Below are 14165 nucleotides of genomic sequence, written 5' to 3'. Positions count from 1 at the left end.
TTACACCTGCTCGAGCTCGAAGTGCGCGGAAGCCTGTTCATACTCGAGATGCTCCCCTTCAAGCTGCTGGATGAATTCGATGTTGTAGTTGCGGTCTTGCAGCTTCTGACGCACTTCCCGCTGCGTTTCGGCTTCTACGTAAAGTGTTTTCGTGTTTTCGCGGACCGGCACTTGCGTCTTGCTGTCTTGATAATAAACTTTAAAAATCATGTTGTGCTCTCCTTTTTTCTTTCGTTCGATTTTGGACTGATATGTTTAATAGTACCACGTCACCATCTGAAAATAAAGAAAAGCCCACCTGCGCGGCAGGCGGGCGGAATGTCGTTATGCGATGGATTTTTTGCCGAGGATGCCATTGAGACGCTTCAACAGTTTACGTTTCAGACGTTTATACATGGCGGTATCACTCCTTGAGTGAAGTGTATCATAGACTTAAAATTCTGTCAAGTAGAATCACCGTTCGAATGGGGTGGCATCTGGAATAGGTTTATAAGGATCTCTCGGATCGATATGATCATAGAACATGACACCGTTCAGATGATCCAGCTCATGCTGGAAAGCGATTGCCGGGAGACCTTTCAGACGCTTTTTGTATTCCTTGCCCTCCGTATCGAATGCTTTTACTGTAATCCGGGCATACCGGGGGACATACCCTTCCACGTCACGGTCGACCGACAGGCAGCCTTCGCCGGTCGATAGATAGGTCTTTTCAACGGAATGGCTGACAATCCGCGGGTTGATGGCGATCAGGCTGATGCCTTTTTCCTCGTCCGATTCGATATGGAGTGCGAAAATCCGTTTCGATCTATTCACTTGCGGGGCGGCCAATCCGATGCCGGCGCGCAGCCCGTACTTCTCCGAGATTTCATCATCTTGACTGTTGACGACATACTCATGCAGATCAGCCGCGAGCTGTTTGTCCTCCGCAGATAGGGGGAATGTTACTTCCTCTGCACGCTGCCGCAGTGCAGGATGGCCTTCCCGTATAATATCTTCCATTAAGATCATGGTGGTTTGCTCCTTTACTATTTGGTGCGTGAATGTACGTAGTATCAGTATAATGGAATTCGGATGCATCGAAAAGAAATTCAGGCTGGAGCCTGGGAAAAAGTGAGGTGACAGGAAATTGCGGAAAGTATTCTTGTTTCTGCCGATCTGGCTGATGCTCATGGCAGGCTGTACGCCTGATAAGGACCAATTCCAGCATGGGCTAGACAGTATCCTGGAAGACGTGCAAAACCAGGAGAAAGATATTGCGGACATCGACAATCAGCTGAAAGACCTTGAAAAGAAGGAGCAGGCGCTGTTCAGCAAGACAGTCGAACTGAATATCGAGGACAGGGAGGCACTGGAAAGCAATGTATTGAGACTCCGTACGCTGCTGGACGAACGTGAAGACCTGCTCGATGACGAAGACAAAGCAATTCTTGCCGCACAGGAAGCATCGGAACAGCTGCGGGATCTGCCACAATCGGAAACCGAGAAAGGCACGCAGGCAGCTGCAGATTTAAAGGCAGCTTTGGAAAAACGGTATGACCTGCATCACCAAGTCGCAGTCACCTACAGGGAACTTCTCGAAAAACAAAGGGAAGTCTATGATCTGCTGATTGATGAAAATGTAAAACGGGTACAGCTGGAAGAGTCTGTCGCCGAAGTGAATGAACAGCGGGGAAAGCTTACGGACACCATTCGTGTCTTCAACCAGTCGACCCAGGAAGTGAACAGCGCCCTTGAAGAAACCCAGAAGACAGAAGAGTGATGAATACATTGTATTATAGTACAGATAATACCTTGTGTTACTACAGAAATACGTTCTGCAGCCTGCCGCTCAGTGAGCGGCGGGATACTGTGGAAGGCCGGCGCTCCATGGATTGACCGTTCTATCCAGTTTCAGTATAATGAATAAGGAACGAACGTTGTATCAATGAAAATCAGGATAACATCTAATACAGATTACAAGAAGGAGAGTTGCGGAAATGGCTGCAAAAAAGAACGCGCAGTTCGATCCAGTGAATACGCTTCATGAGATCGAAGAGAAGTTTGACATGTTCCAGATTCTGAACGAAGACGGGAAGATCGTGAATGAAGAGGCAGATCCGAAACTGTCGGATGAAGAATTGACGGAGCTCATGGAACGCATGGTATATACGCGGATCCTGGATCAGCGGTCCATTGCGCTGAACCGCCAGGGCCGTCTCGGCTTCTATGCACCGACTGCAGGACAGGAAGCGTCTCAGCTGGCTTCCCATTATGCACTGGAAAAAGATGATTTCATCCTCCCGGGATACCGGGATGTTCCGCAGCTGATCTTCCACGGTCTGCCGCTTCACATGGCATTCCTCTGGTCGCGCGGACATTACCTCGGCAGCGACCTCGCTGAAGGGCTGAACATCTTCCCGCCGCAGATCATCATCGGAGCTCAATATGTCCAGGCTGCCGGAGTGGCACTCGGACTGCAGAAACGCGGCAAGAAGAATGTTGTCATGACATACACAGGGGACGGCGGTACGTCACAAGGGGACTTCTATGAAGGTATCAACTTCGCAGGTGCATTCCGATCCCCGGCAATCTTCGTCGTGCAGAATAACCAGTATGCCATCTCGACACCCCGCTCTGTCCAGACAGCGGCGAAAACGCTTGCACAAAAAGGGATCGCAGCCGGTATTCCAAGCATCCTCGTGGACGGCATGGATCCGCTCGCGGTCTACGCAGCGACGAAAGATGCCCGTGAACGTGCACTCAACGGAGACGGACCGACACTGATCGAAACTATGTGCTACCGGTACGGACCGCATACGATGGCGGGAGATGATCCGACACGCTACCGTACATCCGATATCGACAGCGAATGGGAAAAGCGTGATCCGATCGTCCGGTTCCGCACGTATCTTGAAGCGAAGAACCTGTGGAGCGAAGAAAAAGAGAACGAAGTGATCGAACGGGCGAAACAGGAGATCAAAGACGCGATCAAACAGGCCGATCAGGCGCCGAAACAGAAAGTGACGGACTTCCTGAAGATTATGTACAAAGGCGATATGCCATATAATGTGAAAGAACAGTTTGACATCTACACAGAAAAGGAGTCGAAATAACCGATGGCACAAATGACGATGATCCAAGCAATTACCGATGCAATGCGCACGGAATTGAAGAATGATGAAAACGTGCTCGTATTCGGTGAGGACGTCGGGAAAAACGGAGGCGTTTTCCGCGCGACAGAAGGTCTCCAGAAAGAATTCGGCGAAGAGCGTGTATTCGATACACCGCTTGCGGAATCCGGAATCGGCGGCCTGGCGATCGGTCTGTCCCTCACAGGCTTCCGTCCGGTCATGGAGATCCAGTTCTTCGGCTTCCTGTTCGAAGTCATCGACTCGGTCAGCGGTCAGGCTGCACGGCAGAGTTTCCGTACTGCAGGCAAGCTGAACGCGCCGATCACAATCCGTTCACCATTCGGCGGCGGCGTAGCGACACCTGAAATGCATGCAGACAGTCTCGAAGGGATCGTTGCGTCCCAGCCGGGCATCAAAGTCGTCATCCCGTCGACTCCGTATGATGCGAAAGGCCTGCTGATCTCAGCTATCAAAGACGAAAACCCGGTCGTGTTCCTGGAGCACATGAAACTGTACCGTTCGTTCCGTCAGGAGGTCCCTGAAGAGGAATACACGATTCCCCTTGGCAAGGCAGACGTGAAGCGGGAAGGGTCGGATATTACGATCATCGCTTACGGTGCGATGGTGCAAGAGAGCCTGAAAGCTGCAGAAGCGCTTGAAAAGGATGGCCACTCAGCGGAAGTGGTCGACCTGCGCACAGTCCAGCCGCTCGACGTGGAGACGATCATTGCCTCCGTTGAAAAGACGAACCGCGCCATCGTCGTGCAGGAAGCGCAACGCCAGGCAGGAATCGCCGCAAACGTCGTTTCGGAAATCATGGAGCGCGCTGTCCTCAGCCTGGAAGCGCCTGTCCTCCGTGTGACTGCGCCGGATACGGTCTACCCATTCGCACAAGGTGAGAACACTTGGCTGCCGAATGCTGCCGACATCACTGAAACAGCCAAGAAAGTCCTGGACTTCTAAAAAACTACCGACAGACTAAAAAGAGAGGGTGGATCACGTGGCATATCATTTTCGCTTACCAGATATCGGAGAAGGAATTCACGAAGGCGAAATCGTAAAATGGTTCGTTTCCAAAGGGGACACCATCAACGAAGACGATACATTGCTTGAAGTGCAGAACGACAAATCAGTTGTGGAAATCCCATCCCCGGTCTCCGGGACAATAGAGGAAATCCTCGTCCAGGAAGGGACGGTCGCTGTCGTAGGGGACAAGCTGATCCGTATCGACTCCCCGGATCACGAAGACGCAGAAGATGACGAAGCTCCGGCAGAACAGCCGGAGGAAAAGAAGGAAGAAACGGAAGCGCAAGTCCAGTCCGTGGCTGAAGCCGGCCAGAAAATCGATAAGGAAGAGGCTCCTCAGCAAGAGGCAGGTAAGGGTGAAGATACGACGCCTGCAGCGGGTTCCGGTAATGCAGATCCGAACCGCCGGGTGATCGCGATGCCGTCCGTCCGTAAATTCGCACGGGAAGAGGGCGTCGACATCCGCCAGGTATCGGGGTCAGGCAAAAACGGCCGCGTAATGAAAGAAGACATCGAGGCATTCAAACAGGGCGGAGGCAAGCCGCAGGCGGAACAGCCGGTGGCAGAGGAAGCATCCGGAGCTTCTGCTGAAGCAGCACAAACAGCAGAAACGAAACCTGCAGAACAGGCGATCCCTGAAGGGGACTTCCCTGAAACCCGTGAGAAACTGTCCGGTATCCGGAAGGCGATCGCAAAAGCGATGGTAAATTCGAAGCATACAGCGCCGCATGTCACATTGCTCGACGAAGTCGACGTGACCGAGCTTGTAGCACACCGCAAGAAGTTCAAGGAAATCGCAGCGGAGCAGGACATCAAGCTGACGTACTTGCCGTATGTCGTGAAAGCACTCGTCTCGACACTGCGCAAATTCCCGGAACTCAATACGTCGCTCGACGATGCTGCGGATGAACTGATCTACAAGCATTACTTCAATATTGGTATCGCGGCGGATACGGACCGCGGACTCCTTGTGCCGGTCATCAAGCATGCTGACCGCAAATCGATGTTCGCGATTTCGAAAGAGATTTCGGAACTCGGCGGAAAAGCGCGTGACGGCAAGCTGTCACCAGCGGAGATGAAAGGCGCGTCATGCTCGATCACGAATATCGGATCGGCCGGCGGTCAGTGGTTCACTCCGATCATCAACCATCCGGAAGTCGCGATTCTCGGCATCGGCCGTATTTCCGAAAAACCGGTCGTCAAAAATGGTGAAATCGTTGCTGCACCTATGTTAGCATTATCATTAGTGTTTGATCATCGGGTGATCGATGGTGCAACAGGCCAGCAGGCGCTCAACCATATTAAGCACTTACTCGGAAATCCAGAACTTTTATTAATGGAGGCGTAAACCATGGTAGTAGGAGACTTTCCAATTGAAACAGATACGCTCGTAGTCGGTTCAGGTCCCGGAGGATACGTTGCAGCGATCCGCGCAGCACAGCTCGGCCAGAAAGTGACGATCGTCGAGAAGAATACAATCGGCGGCGTCTGCCTGAATGTGGGATGCATTCCGTCGAAAGCACTCATCTCAGTCGGACACCGCTTCGTGCACGCGCAAGGATCCGATGACATGGGGATCACAGCATCAGACGTCAAGCTCGACTTCAGCAAAGCGATGGCATTCAAAGAGAGCGTCGTGAAGAAGCTCACCGGCGGTGTTGAAGGCCTTCTGAAAGGGAACCAAGTCGAAATCGTCCAGGGGGAAGCCTACTTCTCTGATGCGAATACAGTCCGTGTGATGGACGAAAAATCCGCACAGACGTATAAATTCAAAAATGCGATCATCGCAACAGGCGCACGTCCTGTCGAAATCCCGAACTTCAAATTCTCCGAGCGCATCATCAACTCGACAGGTGCACTCGCATTGAAAGAGCTGCCGAAGAAACTCGTCGTCATCGGCGGAGGCTACATCGGTACGGAGCTCGGTTCCGCCTATGCGAACCTCGGGTCGGAAGTGACGATCATCGAAGGTGCGGACGACATCCTGTCCGGCTTCGAGAAGCAGATGACGCAGCTTGTGAAAAAAGACCTGAAGAAAAAAGGCGTCGAAGTCGTCGTGAAAGCGACTGCCAAAGGTGCTGAAGAGACGGACAGCGGTGTCAAAGTGACATATGAGGCAAAAGGCGAAGAAAAGACTGTCGAAGCGGACTATGTACTTGTGACTGTCGGGCGCCGTCCGAACACTGATGAAATGGGCCTGGAAGAGCTTGGCCTCAAGTTTGAAGACAAAGGCCTTCTCAGCGTCGACAAGCAGAGCCGTACGAGCATCCCGAACATTTACGCGATCGGTGATATCGTGCCGGGCCTCCAGCTTGCACACAAAGCTTCCTATGAAGGGAAAATCGCTGCGGAAGCGATCGATGGACAAAAATCGGAAGTGGACTACCTGGCAATCCCGGCTGTCTGTTTCACAGATCCTGAGCTTGCAACAGTCGGCCTGAATGAGAAACAGGCAAAAGACGAAGGTTATGAAGTAGCAGTCGGTAAGTTCCCGTTCGCAGCAAACGGCCGTGCGCTTTCCCTGAACGCAACTGATGGTTTCGTGAAACTCGTTGCACGCAAGGAAGACGGCCTCCTGCTTGGGGCTCAGATTGCAGGTGAGAATGCATCTGACATGATCGCTGAAATGGCGATCGCTATCGAAAGCGGCATGACACTGGAGGATGTTTCGATGACCATCCATGCACACCCGACACTCGGGGAGATCGCAATGGAAGCAGCCGAAGTGGCGCTTGGCAAACCGATCCATATCCTTTCGAAATAATCACCTGAAAGAGCCTGTCCGGCATGCGCCGGATAGGTTTTTTCAACTATGCATACACTGTTCATGAATGGAGGGAGTCAGATGGAATACAGCTATCCGATACGGGCCGACTGGTCGACAGAGGAGATTGTGATGGTCACCGAGTTTTTCAATGCGATTGAACAAGCATTCGAGAACGGAATCACGCGAAGGGACCTCCTGCAAGCGTATAATGCGTTTAAAAAAGTCGTTCCGTCCATGGCGGAAGAGAAAACGCTTTTCAGGGAGTTCAAGGAAGTGACCGGTTACGAGAGCTACAAAGCCGTGAAACCGGCCAAGGAAGGCGCCGACGGGGACCTCATCAAAGTCGGAGCAATCTGAACAAAAAACGATTTGGGCAGTGTGCGGTACAAGCATACTGTCCAAATCGTTTTTTACCGCTTATTGCCCGGCGACCTTCTCATATACGGGCAGGAGTGTTTCGAATGTCTCGTCTGCATATGCCAGGAATTCCTCTTCGGTCATCCGGGCAGCTTCCTCACGCTTCAGATGACGCCCGACGAGGAATTCGGCCTTCTTGACATCGTTCAGCCGTTCCAAGAGCTTGCGGATCCCTTCTTCGCCCACTTCCCCGATCATTTGGGCGTCAGGCTTCATATGATCCCCTGAGACGATATAATCCGAAGGGAGCGCGGTCAGCAGCTTTATATCGTTCTGCAGGCGCTCGGAAATCCCTTTTTTGTCAGGGTTCTCATAAATGACCGCCAGTATGATGAACAGATGGGTCTTCCACAGGCCGATCTGGAAGTGCGGAAGCGCCTTGTAGCCCCGTTTTGCAGGTGCGAAAGCGACCCAGCTGTCCGACGGCGGATTCACCGTGCGCCGGGCGTGTTTTGCAATATGAGCGAAGAATTCCCCTTTTCCCCACGCCGAAAGAATCGGCGCATACCGGTCGCCGAGCATGGCGAACTTCGGCTGGATCTGGTTTTGCAGCGCACTCATGCGTGCCTCCAGTCCGGGTAATTCGAATACGGTAAAATCCATCTCCGTCCAGAAGGTTTTCGACAATTCATATTCCCCTTTCCTTTTTCCGTGTTTATAACTAAAGGCAATGGGGAACAATTTAAGACAAGAGGGCATACAACTAGTTGTCCCAACGGTTCCCGCATATCTTATGGTAACAGGAAAAGGCACATACTTTCAAAAAAGGGGTGTTCACCATGAAACAGGTCGTTCATGTGATACGCAAAGCTGACGTTGAGAAGGAATTCCTGAAAGTGCTGAACTTGGAACTTGACTATGAATTGGCCACTCTCCATGATGCACTGGAGGAAGAGGATGCCAAGCAGATTGCGAAAAGTAAAAAACGGCTCACTGAAATCCATAGTGAACTGGAGAAACTGAATGGGTTTTAACTTGATACCTATCCGTTATCATTAGAAAGGCCTCTGGTCATTGTTCTCTGAAAAGGGATCATGCACAGGAGCCTTTTTTGTTTGGGGCATACAAGCTGTGCTATACTGAGGGAAGCAGAACTGGAGGGATCGGACATGGACTGGGGGGCTATTGACCGTTATGCGAAATCGCTCATTAAAGAAGCGGGGCACCATATAAGATATTCATTTTTCACCGATATAGAAGTTAGTGCAAAATCCTCGCCGGACGATCTCGTGACGAATATCGACAAGGAGATCGAGCAGTTCTTCATCCGCCGCATCCGCCAGGACTTCCCTGATCACCGTATTATGGGGGAGGAGGGTTTCGGGGACCGGATCGATTCTCTGGATGGTGTCATCTGGTTCCTGGACCCGATCGACGGGACGATGAACTTCATCCATCAGAAACGGAATTTCGCCATTTCGCTCGGAATTTACCGGGACGGTATCGGAGAACTCGGGTATGTCTATGACGTCATGGCGGACGACCTGTATTCGGCAGCGCGAGGCGAAGGGGCCTATCTGAACGATATCCGGCTTCTGCCCCTGCAGGAAGTTGAGCTGGAGCAGGCGATCATTGGCGTGAATGCGAGCTGGGTCGCGCCGAACCGCTATGCGGAGCACGAACCGATGATCGAACTTGTGAACCGCTGCAGAGGGACACGCTCTTATGGCTCTGCCGCTCTTGAACTCACACACGTAGCAGCCGGGAGGATCGATGCGTACTTGTCGATGCGCCTGTCGCCATGGGATGTTGCAGGCGGAATGGTGATTGCAGGCGAAACAGGCGCCGTTGCATCCAATATGGATGGGGAGCCGCTCAGCCTCCTCGGCCAGGAGACATTCGTTGTCGCGAACCCGTCGCTGCATCAGCGGCTGCTGGATGACCATCTGAAATTGAAAAAGTGAAGAACAGACCGGGCAGCCGGTTCGTTCTTCACTTGTCCATTTTATAGAAGACCTTGTTCACGGTATTTCTTTTTTGTTTTGAAGCCGTTGCCCATGACCAGCACAAGGGAAAGTATGGCCGCGAAAGCGAGCAGATAGCTTTTCACGCCGACCGCAATCCCGATCATGAACATCGAAAGAATCGCACCCAGGGAGTAGACGACGAACACCCATTTGACATTTTTCAAAAAAATACGCCTCCCGATAAAAGTAAATCGTTTTTTCTCGATGGTTCTTGTGCTATAATAACACAGTTAATCAACTGAATAAAGACAGATGGAGTGAAACAATGACAACTTTACGCAATGATATTAGAAATATAGCCATTATCGCCCACGTTGACCACGGAAAAACGACACTGGTCGACCAGCTGCTCAAACAGTCGGGGATCTTCCGCTCGAACGAGCATGTCGATGAGCGGGCGATGGACTCGAACGAACTGGAACGCGAACGCGGAATCACGATTCTTGCAAAGAATACAGCAATCGAATACGAAGGCACAAAAATCAACATTCTGGACACACCGGGACACGCCGACTTCGGCGGGGAAGTGGAACGGATCCTCAAGATGGTCGACGGTGTCGTGCTCGTCGTCGATGCATTCGAAGGCTGCATGCCGCAAACCCGTTTCGTCTTGAAGAAAGCCCTGGAAATCGATTTGAAGCCGATTGTCGTCGTCAATAAGATCGACCGCGAATTCGCCCGTCCGGAAGAAGTGGTCGATGAAGTGCTGGAACTGTTCATCGAACTCGATGCCAATGATGACCAGCTTGAATTCCCTGTCGTCTTCGCCTCAGGGTTCAACGGAACAGCGAGCCTGTCACCGGATCCTGCTGATCAGGAAGATACTTTGAAAGTGCTCTATGATGCAATCCTCAACAAAATTCCTGCGCCGGTCGACAACCGTGACGAGCCGCTCCAGTTCCAAGTATCGCTTCTCGATTACAGCGACTACATGGGCCGTATCGGTATCGGCCGCGTCTTCCGCGGAACAATGAAAGTCGGTCAGCAGGTAAGTGTCATGAAACGGGACGGTTCGGTCAAGAACTTCCGTGTCACGAAAATGTTCGGATTCCTCGGTCTGAAACGGATCGAGATCCAGGAAGCGTATGCGGGCGACCTGATCGCCATTTCAGGAATGGATGATCTGGATGTCGGCGAGACAGTCTGCCCAACCGATCATCAGGAAGCACTGCCGCTCCTGCATGTTGACGAACCGACACTGCAGATGAAATTCCTCGTGAATAACAGTCCGTTTGCAGGCAGGGAAGGCAAGTGGGTCACATCCCGGAAGATTGAAGAACGCCTGGAGCAGCAGCTGGAAACAGACGTATCGCTCCGAGTGGATCCTACAGATTCCCCGGATGCCTGGATCGTATCAGGCCGCGGTGAACTGCATTTGTCCATCCTCATCGAGAATATGCGGCGTGAAGGGTTCGAGCTGCAAGTATCGAAGCCGGAGGTCATCGTGAAAACGATTGACGGCCAGCGCTGTGAGCCTGTGGAGAATGTCCAGATCGACGTGCCTGAAGAGTATACCGGCGCTGTCATCGAGTCGATGGGTGAGCGGAAAGGCGAAATGCTGGACATGGTGAACAACGGAAACGGACAAGTCCGTCTGACATTCCTTGTACCGGCACGCGGCCTGATCGGGTATTCGACCGACTTCCTGACGCTGACCCGCGGCTACGGTATCCTGAACCATTCATTCGCAGAATACAAGCCGATGTCTGCAGAGAAAGTCGGCGGACGCCGCAACGGAGTGCTCGTCTCCATGGAAAACGGAAAAGTGACTGCGTACAGTATCATGCAGCTCGAAGACCGCGGCACGATGTTCGTCGAAGCGGGAACTGATATTTATGCCGGCATGGTCGTTGGCGAAAACACGCGCGAAAATGATATCACCATCAACCTGACACGTGTGAAGCACGCGACAAACGTCCGTTCCGCAACGAAGGATCAGACAGTATCGACGAAGAAGCCGAAGCTGCTGACACTTGAAGAAGCCCTTCAATATGCAGCGGACGATGAGTACTGCGAGGTCACTCCGGTATCCATCCGCCTGCGGAAGAAGATCCTGGATAAGAACGAACGGGAAAAAGCGCAGAAAAAGAGCAAATAAGCTGCGCAGGGAAAGGAATGTATTGAATGAAGGTGGAGGATTCAGAGCTCGTAGCGACGAAGATGTCCGGGATCGCAAAGTTCATCTATGAACTGATGCCGAATTTCGATGCCGCCGGCTACGTGCTGTTCGCCCTCGTGTTTTTACTGTCGGCCCTCGTCTATAAGCTGGGGTTTGCCAGGAAACTGAGACCGGTGCAAAATCTTGTCATTTACATCTTTTTGTTCATCGGCTGCCTCGTGCTGACGTTCTTAGCATTTTTCCTTCCGATTGTGGAAGGACTGATCGTGGCGGCACTGATTCTGATCATTTACAGAGTCCGCCGTCTCAACGAACACAAAAAAGATCCAGTCGCATAATTTGCGGCTGGATCTTTTTTTAGAATCCGTCTTCAGCGGGATGGGAACTGCGGCGGAATACATAATGACCGCTTTCCTTCCGCTGTTCGGTCAATGCACCGATCCGGTCCCTGCAGGATTCACACATGAACGTATGGATCGGCCGGTTCCGGAGCTTCTTCGCCAGCGGATCCTCATCGTCGAGTTTACTGATTTCATCGCATAGTACACATTTCACGCGCATTACTTCACCTCATTTCAGCTGATCCGGATGGAAGTGACACCTTTGATGGGGCTGTCCAGATTGGATCCGTCTTTTTTCAGGATATGGACCGGTCCGTCTTCTTTGATCGGCTTGCCTTTGAGGCTGAATTGGAAGATCAGGTTCTTCGCTTCCTCGATGGGGAAGTCGACATCCCCTTGCGCCGTCACGAATGTCATCGTTGCTGCATCAGGGGCCGGTTCGGCGTTCTTCAGGAACGGCTCGAAAATCATGCCGAACGTTCCGGTCAGCATTTTCTGCTTCTCGTATTTCTTTTCGGATTTCAAAGTCGGAGGATAGGTTGCGCCTTCCATGATTTCACGCGACCAGTGCTTGCCCATCCGTTCTTTGTAATCTTCCATTTCGTCGATCTCCTCTTGTTCCGTCGTGAAATAGGTGTCCAGGTCGATCCGGCGGTCATCGAATATCCAGACAGTCGGATCTATTGTAATCGTATGCTTGACGTTTCCTGTGATCGGTATGATGGTTTCCAAAGTAAAGCCTCCCAGCTCAGTCATATGTCAGTACCAGTATAACGCCTTTTGCGTCCGACCGGTAGTCATCCAGCCGGGCGACTGCACTCTTTCGGGAATTACTTGCAATTTCGACGCTATAAAGCTACAATTTAGGGTATAGCACCTTGCAGAAAAAAGAGGTTTGGGGGGGCGTCCTCATGGATACGGAAGTGCAGGAAACATATCAGGAGAAGGCTATCATGCAGCTGCAGGCGGATGCAGATAAGATCGCACAGCTCATTAAAGTGCAGATGGATAACTTGACGATGCCGCAATGCCCTTTGTACGAAGAAGTTCTGGACACACAGATGTATGGGCTGTCCCGTGAAATCGACTTTGCTGCCAAGCTCGGCCTAATTGACAGGGAACGCGGAAAGAGTATTCTTTCGGCTCTCGAAAAAGAAATGAATATATTGCATGAACTCAGCATGAAAAAATAAACAAAAGACTCAAACTCACTCACAGTTTGAGTTTTTTATTTACAGATACGAGGGATTTTTCTTGAAAAGTTATGCCAAGCGGCTGTTCCGCCATTTTGATTTCCCATTATTTTTCATATATTTAGTATTGCTCCTGTTCGGTTTGGTCATGGTCTACTCCTCCAGTATGGTATGGGCTGCCAACCGGTATGGGAAGCCGGCGGACTACTTCTTCAGCCAGCAGCTCAGAAGCGTGTTCATCGCAATCCCGGCGTTCCTCTTCACGGCATTCCTTCCTTACAAACTGTATAGGAAGAAGCAGTTCATGATCATATCGGTATTTGTCATGCTCGTCCTGCTGCTTCTCGTCCATTTCATCGGTTTCGGAGGCGAAGTCGGATCGCAGAGCTGGATCAATCTCCCGATCGGCAGCCTGCAGCCGTCAGAAGTCGCGAAGATTGTCATGATCATCTATTTTGCAGGCGTGTTTGCGAACAAATATGACGCCGGTACCATCAACAGTATCAATAAAGGGATTGCACCGCCAATCGTCATCCTTGGGCTCGCTGTCGCGTCTGTCATGTCCGAGACGGATATCGGTGCAACCTTCATCATCATTACAACTTCGATCTGTGTCATGGCCGCAAGCGGCATCAATCTGAAAACTTTCGGCAAACTGAGCGGATTCGTTGCCGGAATACTTGTCCTTGTCGGCATCTTCCTGTTCTTCACATGGGATAACATAATGACAGAGGGCAGGCTCGGGCGCTTTGCTGCGTACCGTGCACCTTTCGAATACATGCAGGGGTCCGGCCTCCAGATCGTCAATGGTTTCATTGCGATCGGCGCGGGCGGCCTGTTCGGCCTGGGACTCGGGAACTCCGTCCAGAAAATGGGCTACTTGCCGGAGCCGCACACGGATTTCATCATGGCGATCATTTCCGAGGAACTCGGAATCTTCGGTACGGTAATCGTTATCGGCGGTCTCGGCTTCCTTGTCTTCCGTGCATTCTCACTTGCACTGAAGACGGCTGATCCGCATGCGAGGATGCTCGCTTCCGGCATCGGCGCCCTGATCGGCATCCAGACATTCGTCAACTTGGGCGGCCTGACAGGGCTCATTCCGCTGACGGGTGTCACGCTTCCGTTTATTAGTTATGGCGGAACTTCGATTATTCTGTTATCTTTAGCATTAGGAATATTGATGAATATTTCAATGTTCACGAGATACGAAAAGAATAAATAG

18 protein-coding genes are annotated in these 14165 nt (G+C 51.6%); 12 read left to right on the top strand and 6 right to left on the bottom strand.

Features of this window, described 5'->3' with window-relative positions:
• Both QWT68_RS07755 and def read right to left on the bottom strand, forming a co-directional pair.
• Entirely contained in the window at positions 1-210 is a 210-nt protein-coding gene (locus QWT68_RS07755; protein ID WP_290150394.1) for a DNA-dependent RNA polymerase subunit epsilon, read from the bottom strand.
• Between the two features lie 243 nt (positions 211-453).
• Positions 454-1008, bottom strand: a complete 555-nt coding sequence (def, locus tag QWT68_RS07750) for a peptide deformylase (RefSeq protein WP_290150392.1) — start codon at positions 1006-1008, stop codon at positions 454-456.
• A gap of 118 nt (positions 1009-1126) precedes the next feature.
• Between def and QWT68_RS07745 the strand changes: the two genes are divergently transcribed.
• The 6 genes from QWT68_RS07745 (at position 1127) to QWT68_RS07720 (ending at position 7260) form a co-directional block, all read left to right on the top strand.
• A complete protein-coding gene (locus QWT68_RS07745) occupies positions 1127-1759 on the top strand; it encodes a YkyA family protein (RefSeq protein ID WP_290150390.1) in 633 nt (210 codons plus the stop codon).
• Positions 1760-1976: 217 nt separating this feature from the next.
• Positions 1977-3092 carry a pyruvate dehydrogenase (acetyl-transferring) E1 component subunit alpha gene (pdhA, locus tag QWT68_RS07740; protein ID WP_040286984.1) on the top strand — a complete coding sequence of 372 codons (1116 nt, stop codon included), beginning with the start codon at positions 1977-1979 and terminating at the stop codon, positions 3090-3092.
• Positions 3093-3095: 3 nt separating this feature from the next.
• Positions 3096-4073 (top strand): alpha-ketoacid dehydrogenase subunit beta, encoded by a 978-nt coding sequence (locus QWT68_RS07735; RefSeq protein WP_040286983.1) that lies wholly within the window; start codon positions 3096-3098, stop codon positions 4071-4073.
• Positions 4074-4110: 37 nt separating this feature from the next.
• Complete coding sequence (locus QWT68_RS07730) at positions 4111-5484, top strand: dihydrolipoamide acetyltransferase family protein (protein ID WP_040286982.1); 1374 nt, start codon at positions 4111-4113, stop codon at positions 5482-5484.
• A gap of 3 nt (positions 5485-5487) precedes the next feature.
• Positions 5488-6900 carry a dihydrolipoyl dehydrogenase gene (gene lpdA, locus QWT68_RS07725; protein ID WP_040286981.1) on the top strand — a complete coding sequence of 471 codons (1413 nt, stop codon included), beginning with the start codon at positions 5488-5490 and terminating at the stop codon, positions 6898-6900.
• A gap of 81 nt (positions 6901-6981) precedes the next feature.
• Positions 6982-7260 carry a UPF0223 family protein gene (locus tag QWT68_RS07720; RefSeq protein WP_290150388.1) on the top strand — a complete coding sequence of 93 codons (279 nt, stop codon included), beginning with the start codon at positions 6982-6984 and terminating at the stop codon, positions 7258-7260.
• Between the two features lie 60 nt (positions 7261-7320).
• Here QWT68_RS07720 and QWT68_RS07715 read toward each other — a convergent pair whose 3' ends face one another.
• Positions 7321-7947, bottom strand: a complete 627-nt coding sequence (locus QWT68_RS07715; protein WP_290150387.1) for a YktB family protein — start codon at positions 7945-7947, stop codon at positions 7321-7323.
• Between the two features lie 152 nt (positions 7948-8099).
• Between QWT68_RS07715 and QWT68_RS07710 the strand changes: the two genes are divergently transcribed.
• Both QWT68_RS07710 and QWT68_RS07705 read left to right on the top strand, forming a co-directional pair.
• Positions 8100-8294 carry a hypothetical protein gene (locus tag QWT68_RS07710; RefSeq protein ID WP_040286978.1) on the top strand — a complete coding sequence of 65 codons (195 nt, stop codon included), beginning with the start codon at positions 8100-8102 and terminating at the stop codon, positions 8292-8294.
• Positions 8295-8429: 135 nt separating this feature from the next.
• Complete coding sequence (locus QWT68_RS07705; RefSeq protein WP_040286977.1) at positions 8430-9224, top strand: inositol monophosphatase family protein; 795 nt, start codon at positions 8430-8432, stop codon at positions 9222-9224.
• A gap of 41 nt (positions 9225-9265) precedes the next feature.
• Here QWT68_RS07705 and QWT68_RS07700 read toward each other — a convergent pair whose 3' ends face one another.
• Positions 9266-9451: a YlaF family protein gene (locus QWT68_RS07700; protein WP_040286976.1), complete on the bottom strand. Its 186-nt coding sequence runs from the start codon at positions 9449-9451 to the stop codon at positions 9266-9268.
• A gap of 101 nt (positions 9452-9552) precedes the next feature.
• Here QWT68_RS07700 and typA point away from each other — a divergent pair, with 101 nt between their 5' ends.
• Together typA and QWT68_RS07690 are read left to right on the top strand one after the other, a co-directional pair.
• Complete coding sequence (typA, locus tag QWT68_RS07695; RefSeq protein WP_040286975.1) at positions 9553-11385, top strand: translational GTPase TypA; 1833 nt, start codon at positions 9553-9555, stop codon at positions 11383-11385.
• A gap of 26 nt (positions 11386-11411) precedes the next feature.
• On the top strand, positions 11412-11744 hold the full coding sequence (locus QWT68_RS07690) for a YlaH-like family protein (protein WP_244898710.1): 333 nt from the start codon (positions 11412-11414) through the stop codon (positions 11742-11744).
• 19 nt (positions 11745-11763) lie between these two features.
• Here QWT68_RS07690 and QWT68_RS07685 read toward each other — a convergent pair whose 3' ends face one another.
• Together QWT68_RS07685 and QWT68_RS07680 are read right to left on the bottom strand one after the other, a co-directional pair.
• Complete coding sequence (locus QWT68_RS07685) at positions 11764-11967, bottom strand: YlaI family protein (RefSeq protein ID WP_040286974.1); 204 nt, start codon at positions 11965-11967, stop codon at positions 11764-11766.
• Positions 11968-11981: 14 nt separating this feature from the next.
• Positions 11982-12479 (bottom strand): hypothetical protein, encoded by a 498-nt coding sequence (locus QWT68_RS07680; protein ID WP_040286973.1) that lies wholly within the window; start codon positions 12477-12479, stop codon positions 11982-11984.
• A gap of 179 nt (positions 12480-12658) precedes the next feature.
• On the opposite strand from QWT68_RS07680, the gene QWT68_RS07675 reads away from it, so the two are divergent.
• Entirely contained in the window at positions 12659-12940 is a 282-nt protein-coding gene (locus tag QWT68_RS07675; protein ID WP_040286972.1) for an Fpa/YlaN family protein, read from the top strand.
• Between the two features lie 61 nt (positions 12941-13001).
• On the top strand, positions 13002-14165 hold the full coding sequence (locus tag QWT68_RS07670) for an FtsW/RodA/SpoVE family cell cycle protein (protein WP_040286971.1): 1164 nt from the start codon (positions 13002-13004) through the stop codon (positions 14163-14165).

Source organism: Sporosarcina trichiuri (assembly GCF_030406775.1).
GTDB lineage: Bacteria > Bacillota > Bacilli > Bacillales_A > Planococcaceae > Sporosarcina > Sporosarcina trichiuri.
This window is presented reverse-complemented; position numbering and strand designations above follow the sequence as displayed.

Bases quoted from the DNA above. Each gene is read 5' to 3' on its own strand.
- QWT68_RS07755 (WP_290150394.1), bottom strand. From the start codon at position 210: ATGATTTTTAAAGTTTATTATCAAGACAGCAAGACGCAAGTGCCGGTC.
- def (WP_290150392.1), bottom strand. From the start codon at position 1,008: ATGATCTTAATGGAAGATATTATACGGGAAGGCCATCCTGCACTGCGG.
- pdhA (WP_040286984.1), top strand. From the start codon at position 1,977: ATGGCTGCAAAAAAGAACGCGCAGTTCGATCCAGTGAATACGCTTCAT.
- QWT68_RS07735 (WP_040286983.1), top strand. From the start codon at position 3,096: ATGGCACAAATGACGATGATCCAAGCAATTACCGATGCAATGCGCACG.
- lpdA (WP_040286981.1), top strand. From the start codon at position 5,488: ATGGTAGTAGGAGACTTTCCAATTGAAACAGATACGCTCGTAGTCGGT.
- QWT68_RS07720 (WP_290150388.1), top strand. From the start codon at position 6,982: ATGGAATACAGCTATCCGATACGGGCCGACTGGTCGACAGAGGAGATT.
- QWT68_RS07710 (WP_040286978.1), top strand. From the start codon at position 8,100: ATGAAACAGGTCGTTCATGTGATACGCAAAGCTGACGTTGAGAAGGAA.
- QWT68_RS07705 (WP_040286977.1), top strand. From the start codon at position 8,430: ATGGACTGGGGGGCTATTGACCGTTATGCGAAATCGCTCATTAAAGAA.
- typA (WP_040286975.1), top strand. From the start codon at position 9,553: ATGACAACTTTACGCAATGATATTAGAAATATAGCCATTATCGCCCAC.
- QWT68_RS07690 (WP_244898710.1), top strand. From the start codon at position 11,412: ATGAAGGTGGAGGATTCAGAGCTCGTAGCGACGAAGATGTCCGGGATC.
- QWT68_RS07685 (WP_040286974.1), bottom strand. From the start codon at position 11,967: ATGCGCGTGAAATGTGTACTATGCGATGAAATCAGTAAACTCGACGAT.
- QWT68_RS07675 (WP_040286972.1), top strand. From the start codon at position 12,659: ATGGATACGGAAGTGCAGGAAACATATCAGGAGAAGGCTATCATGCAG.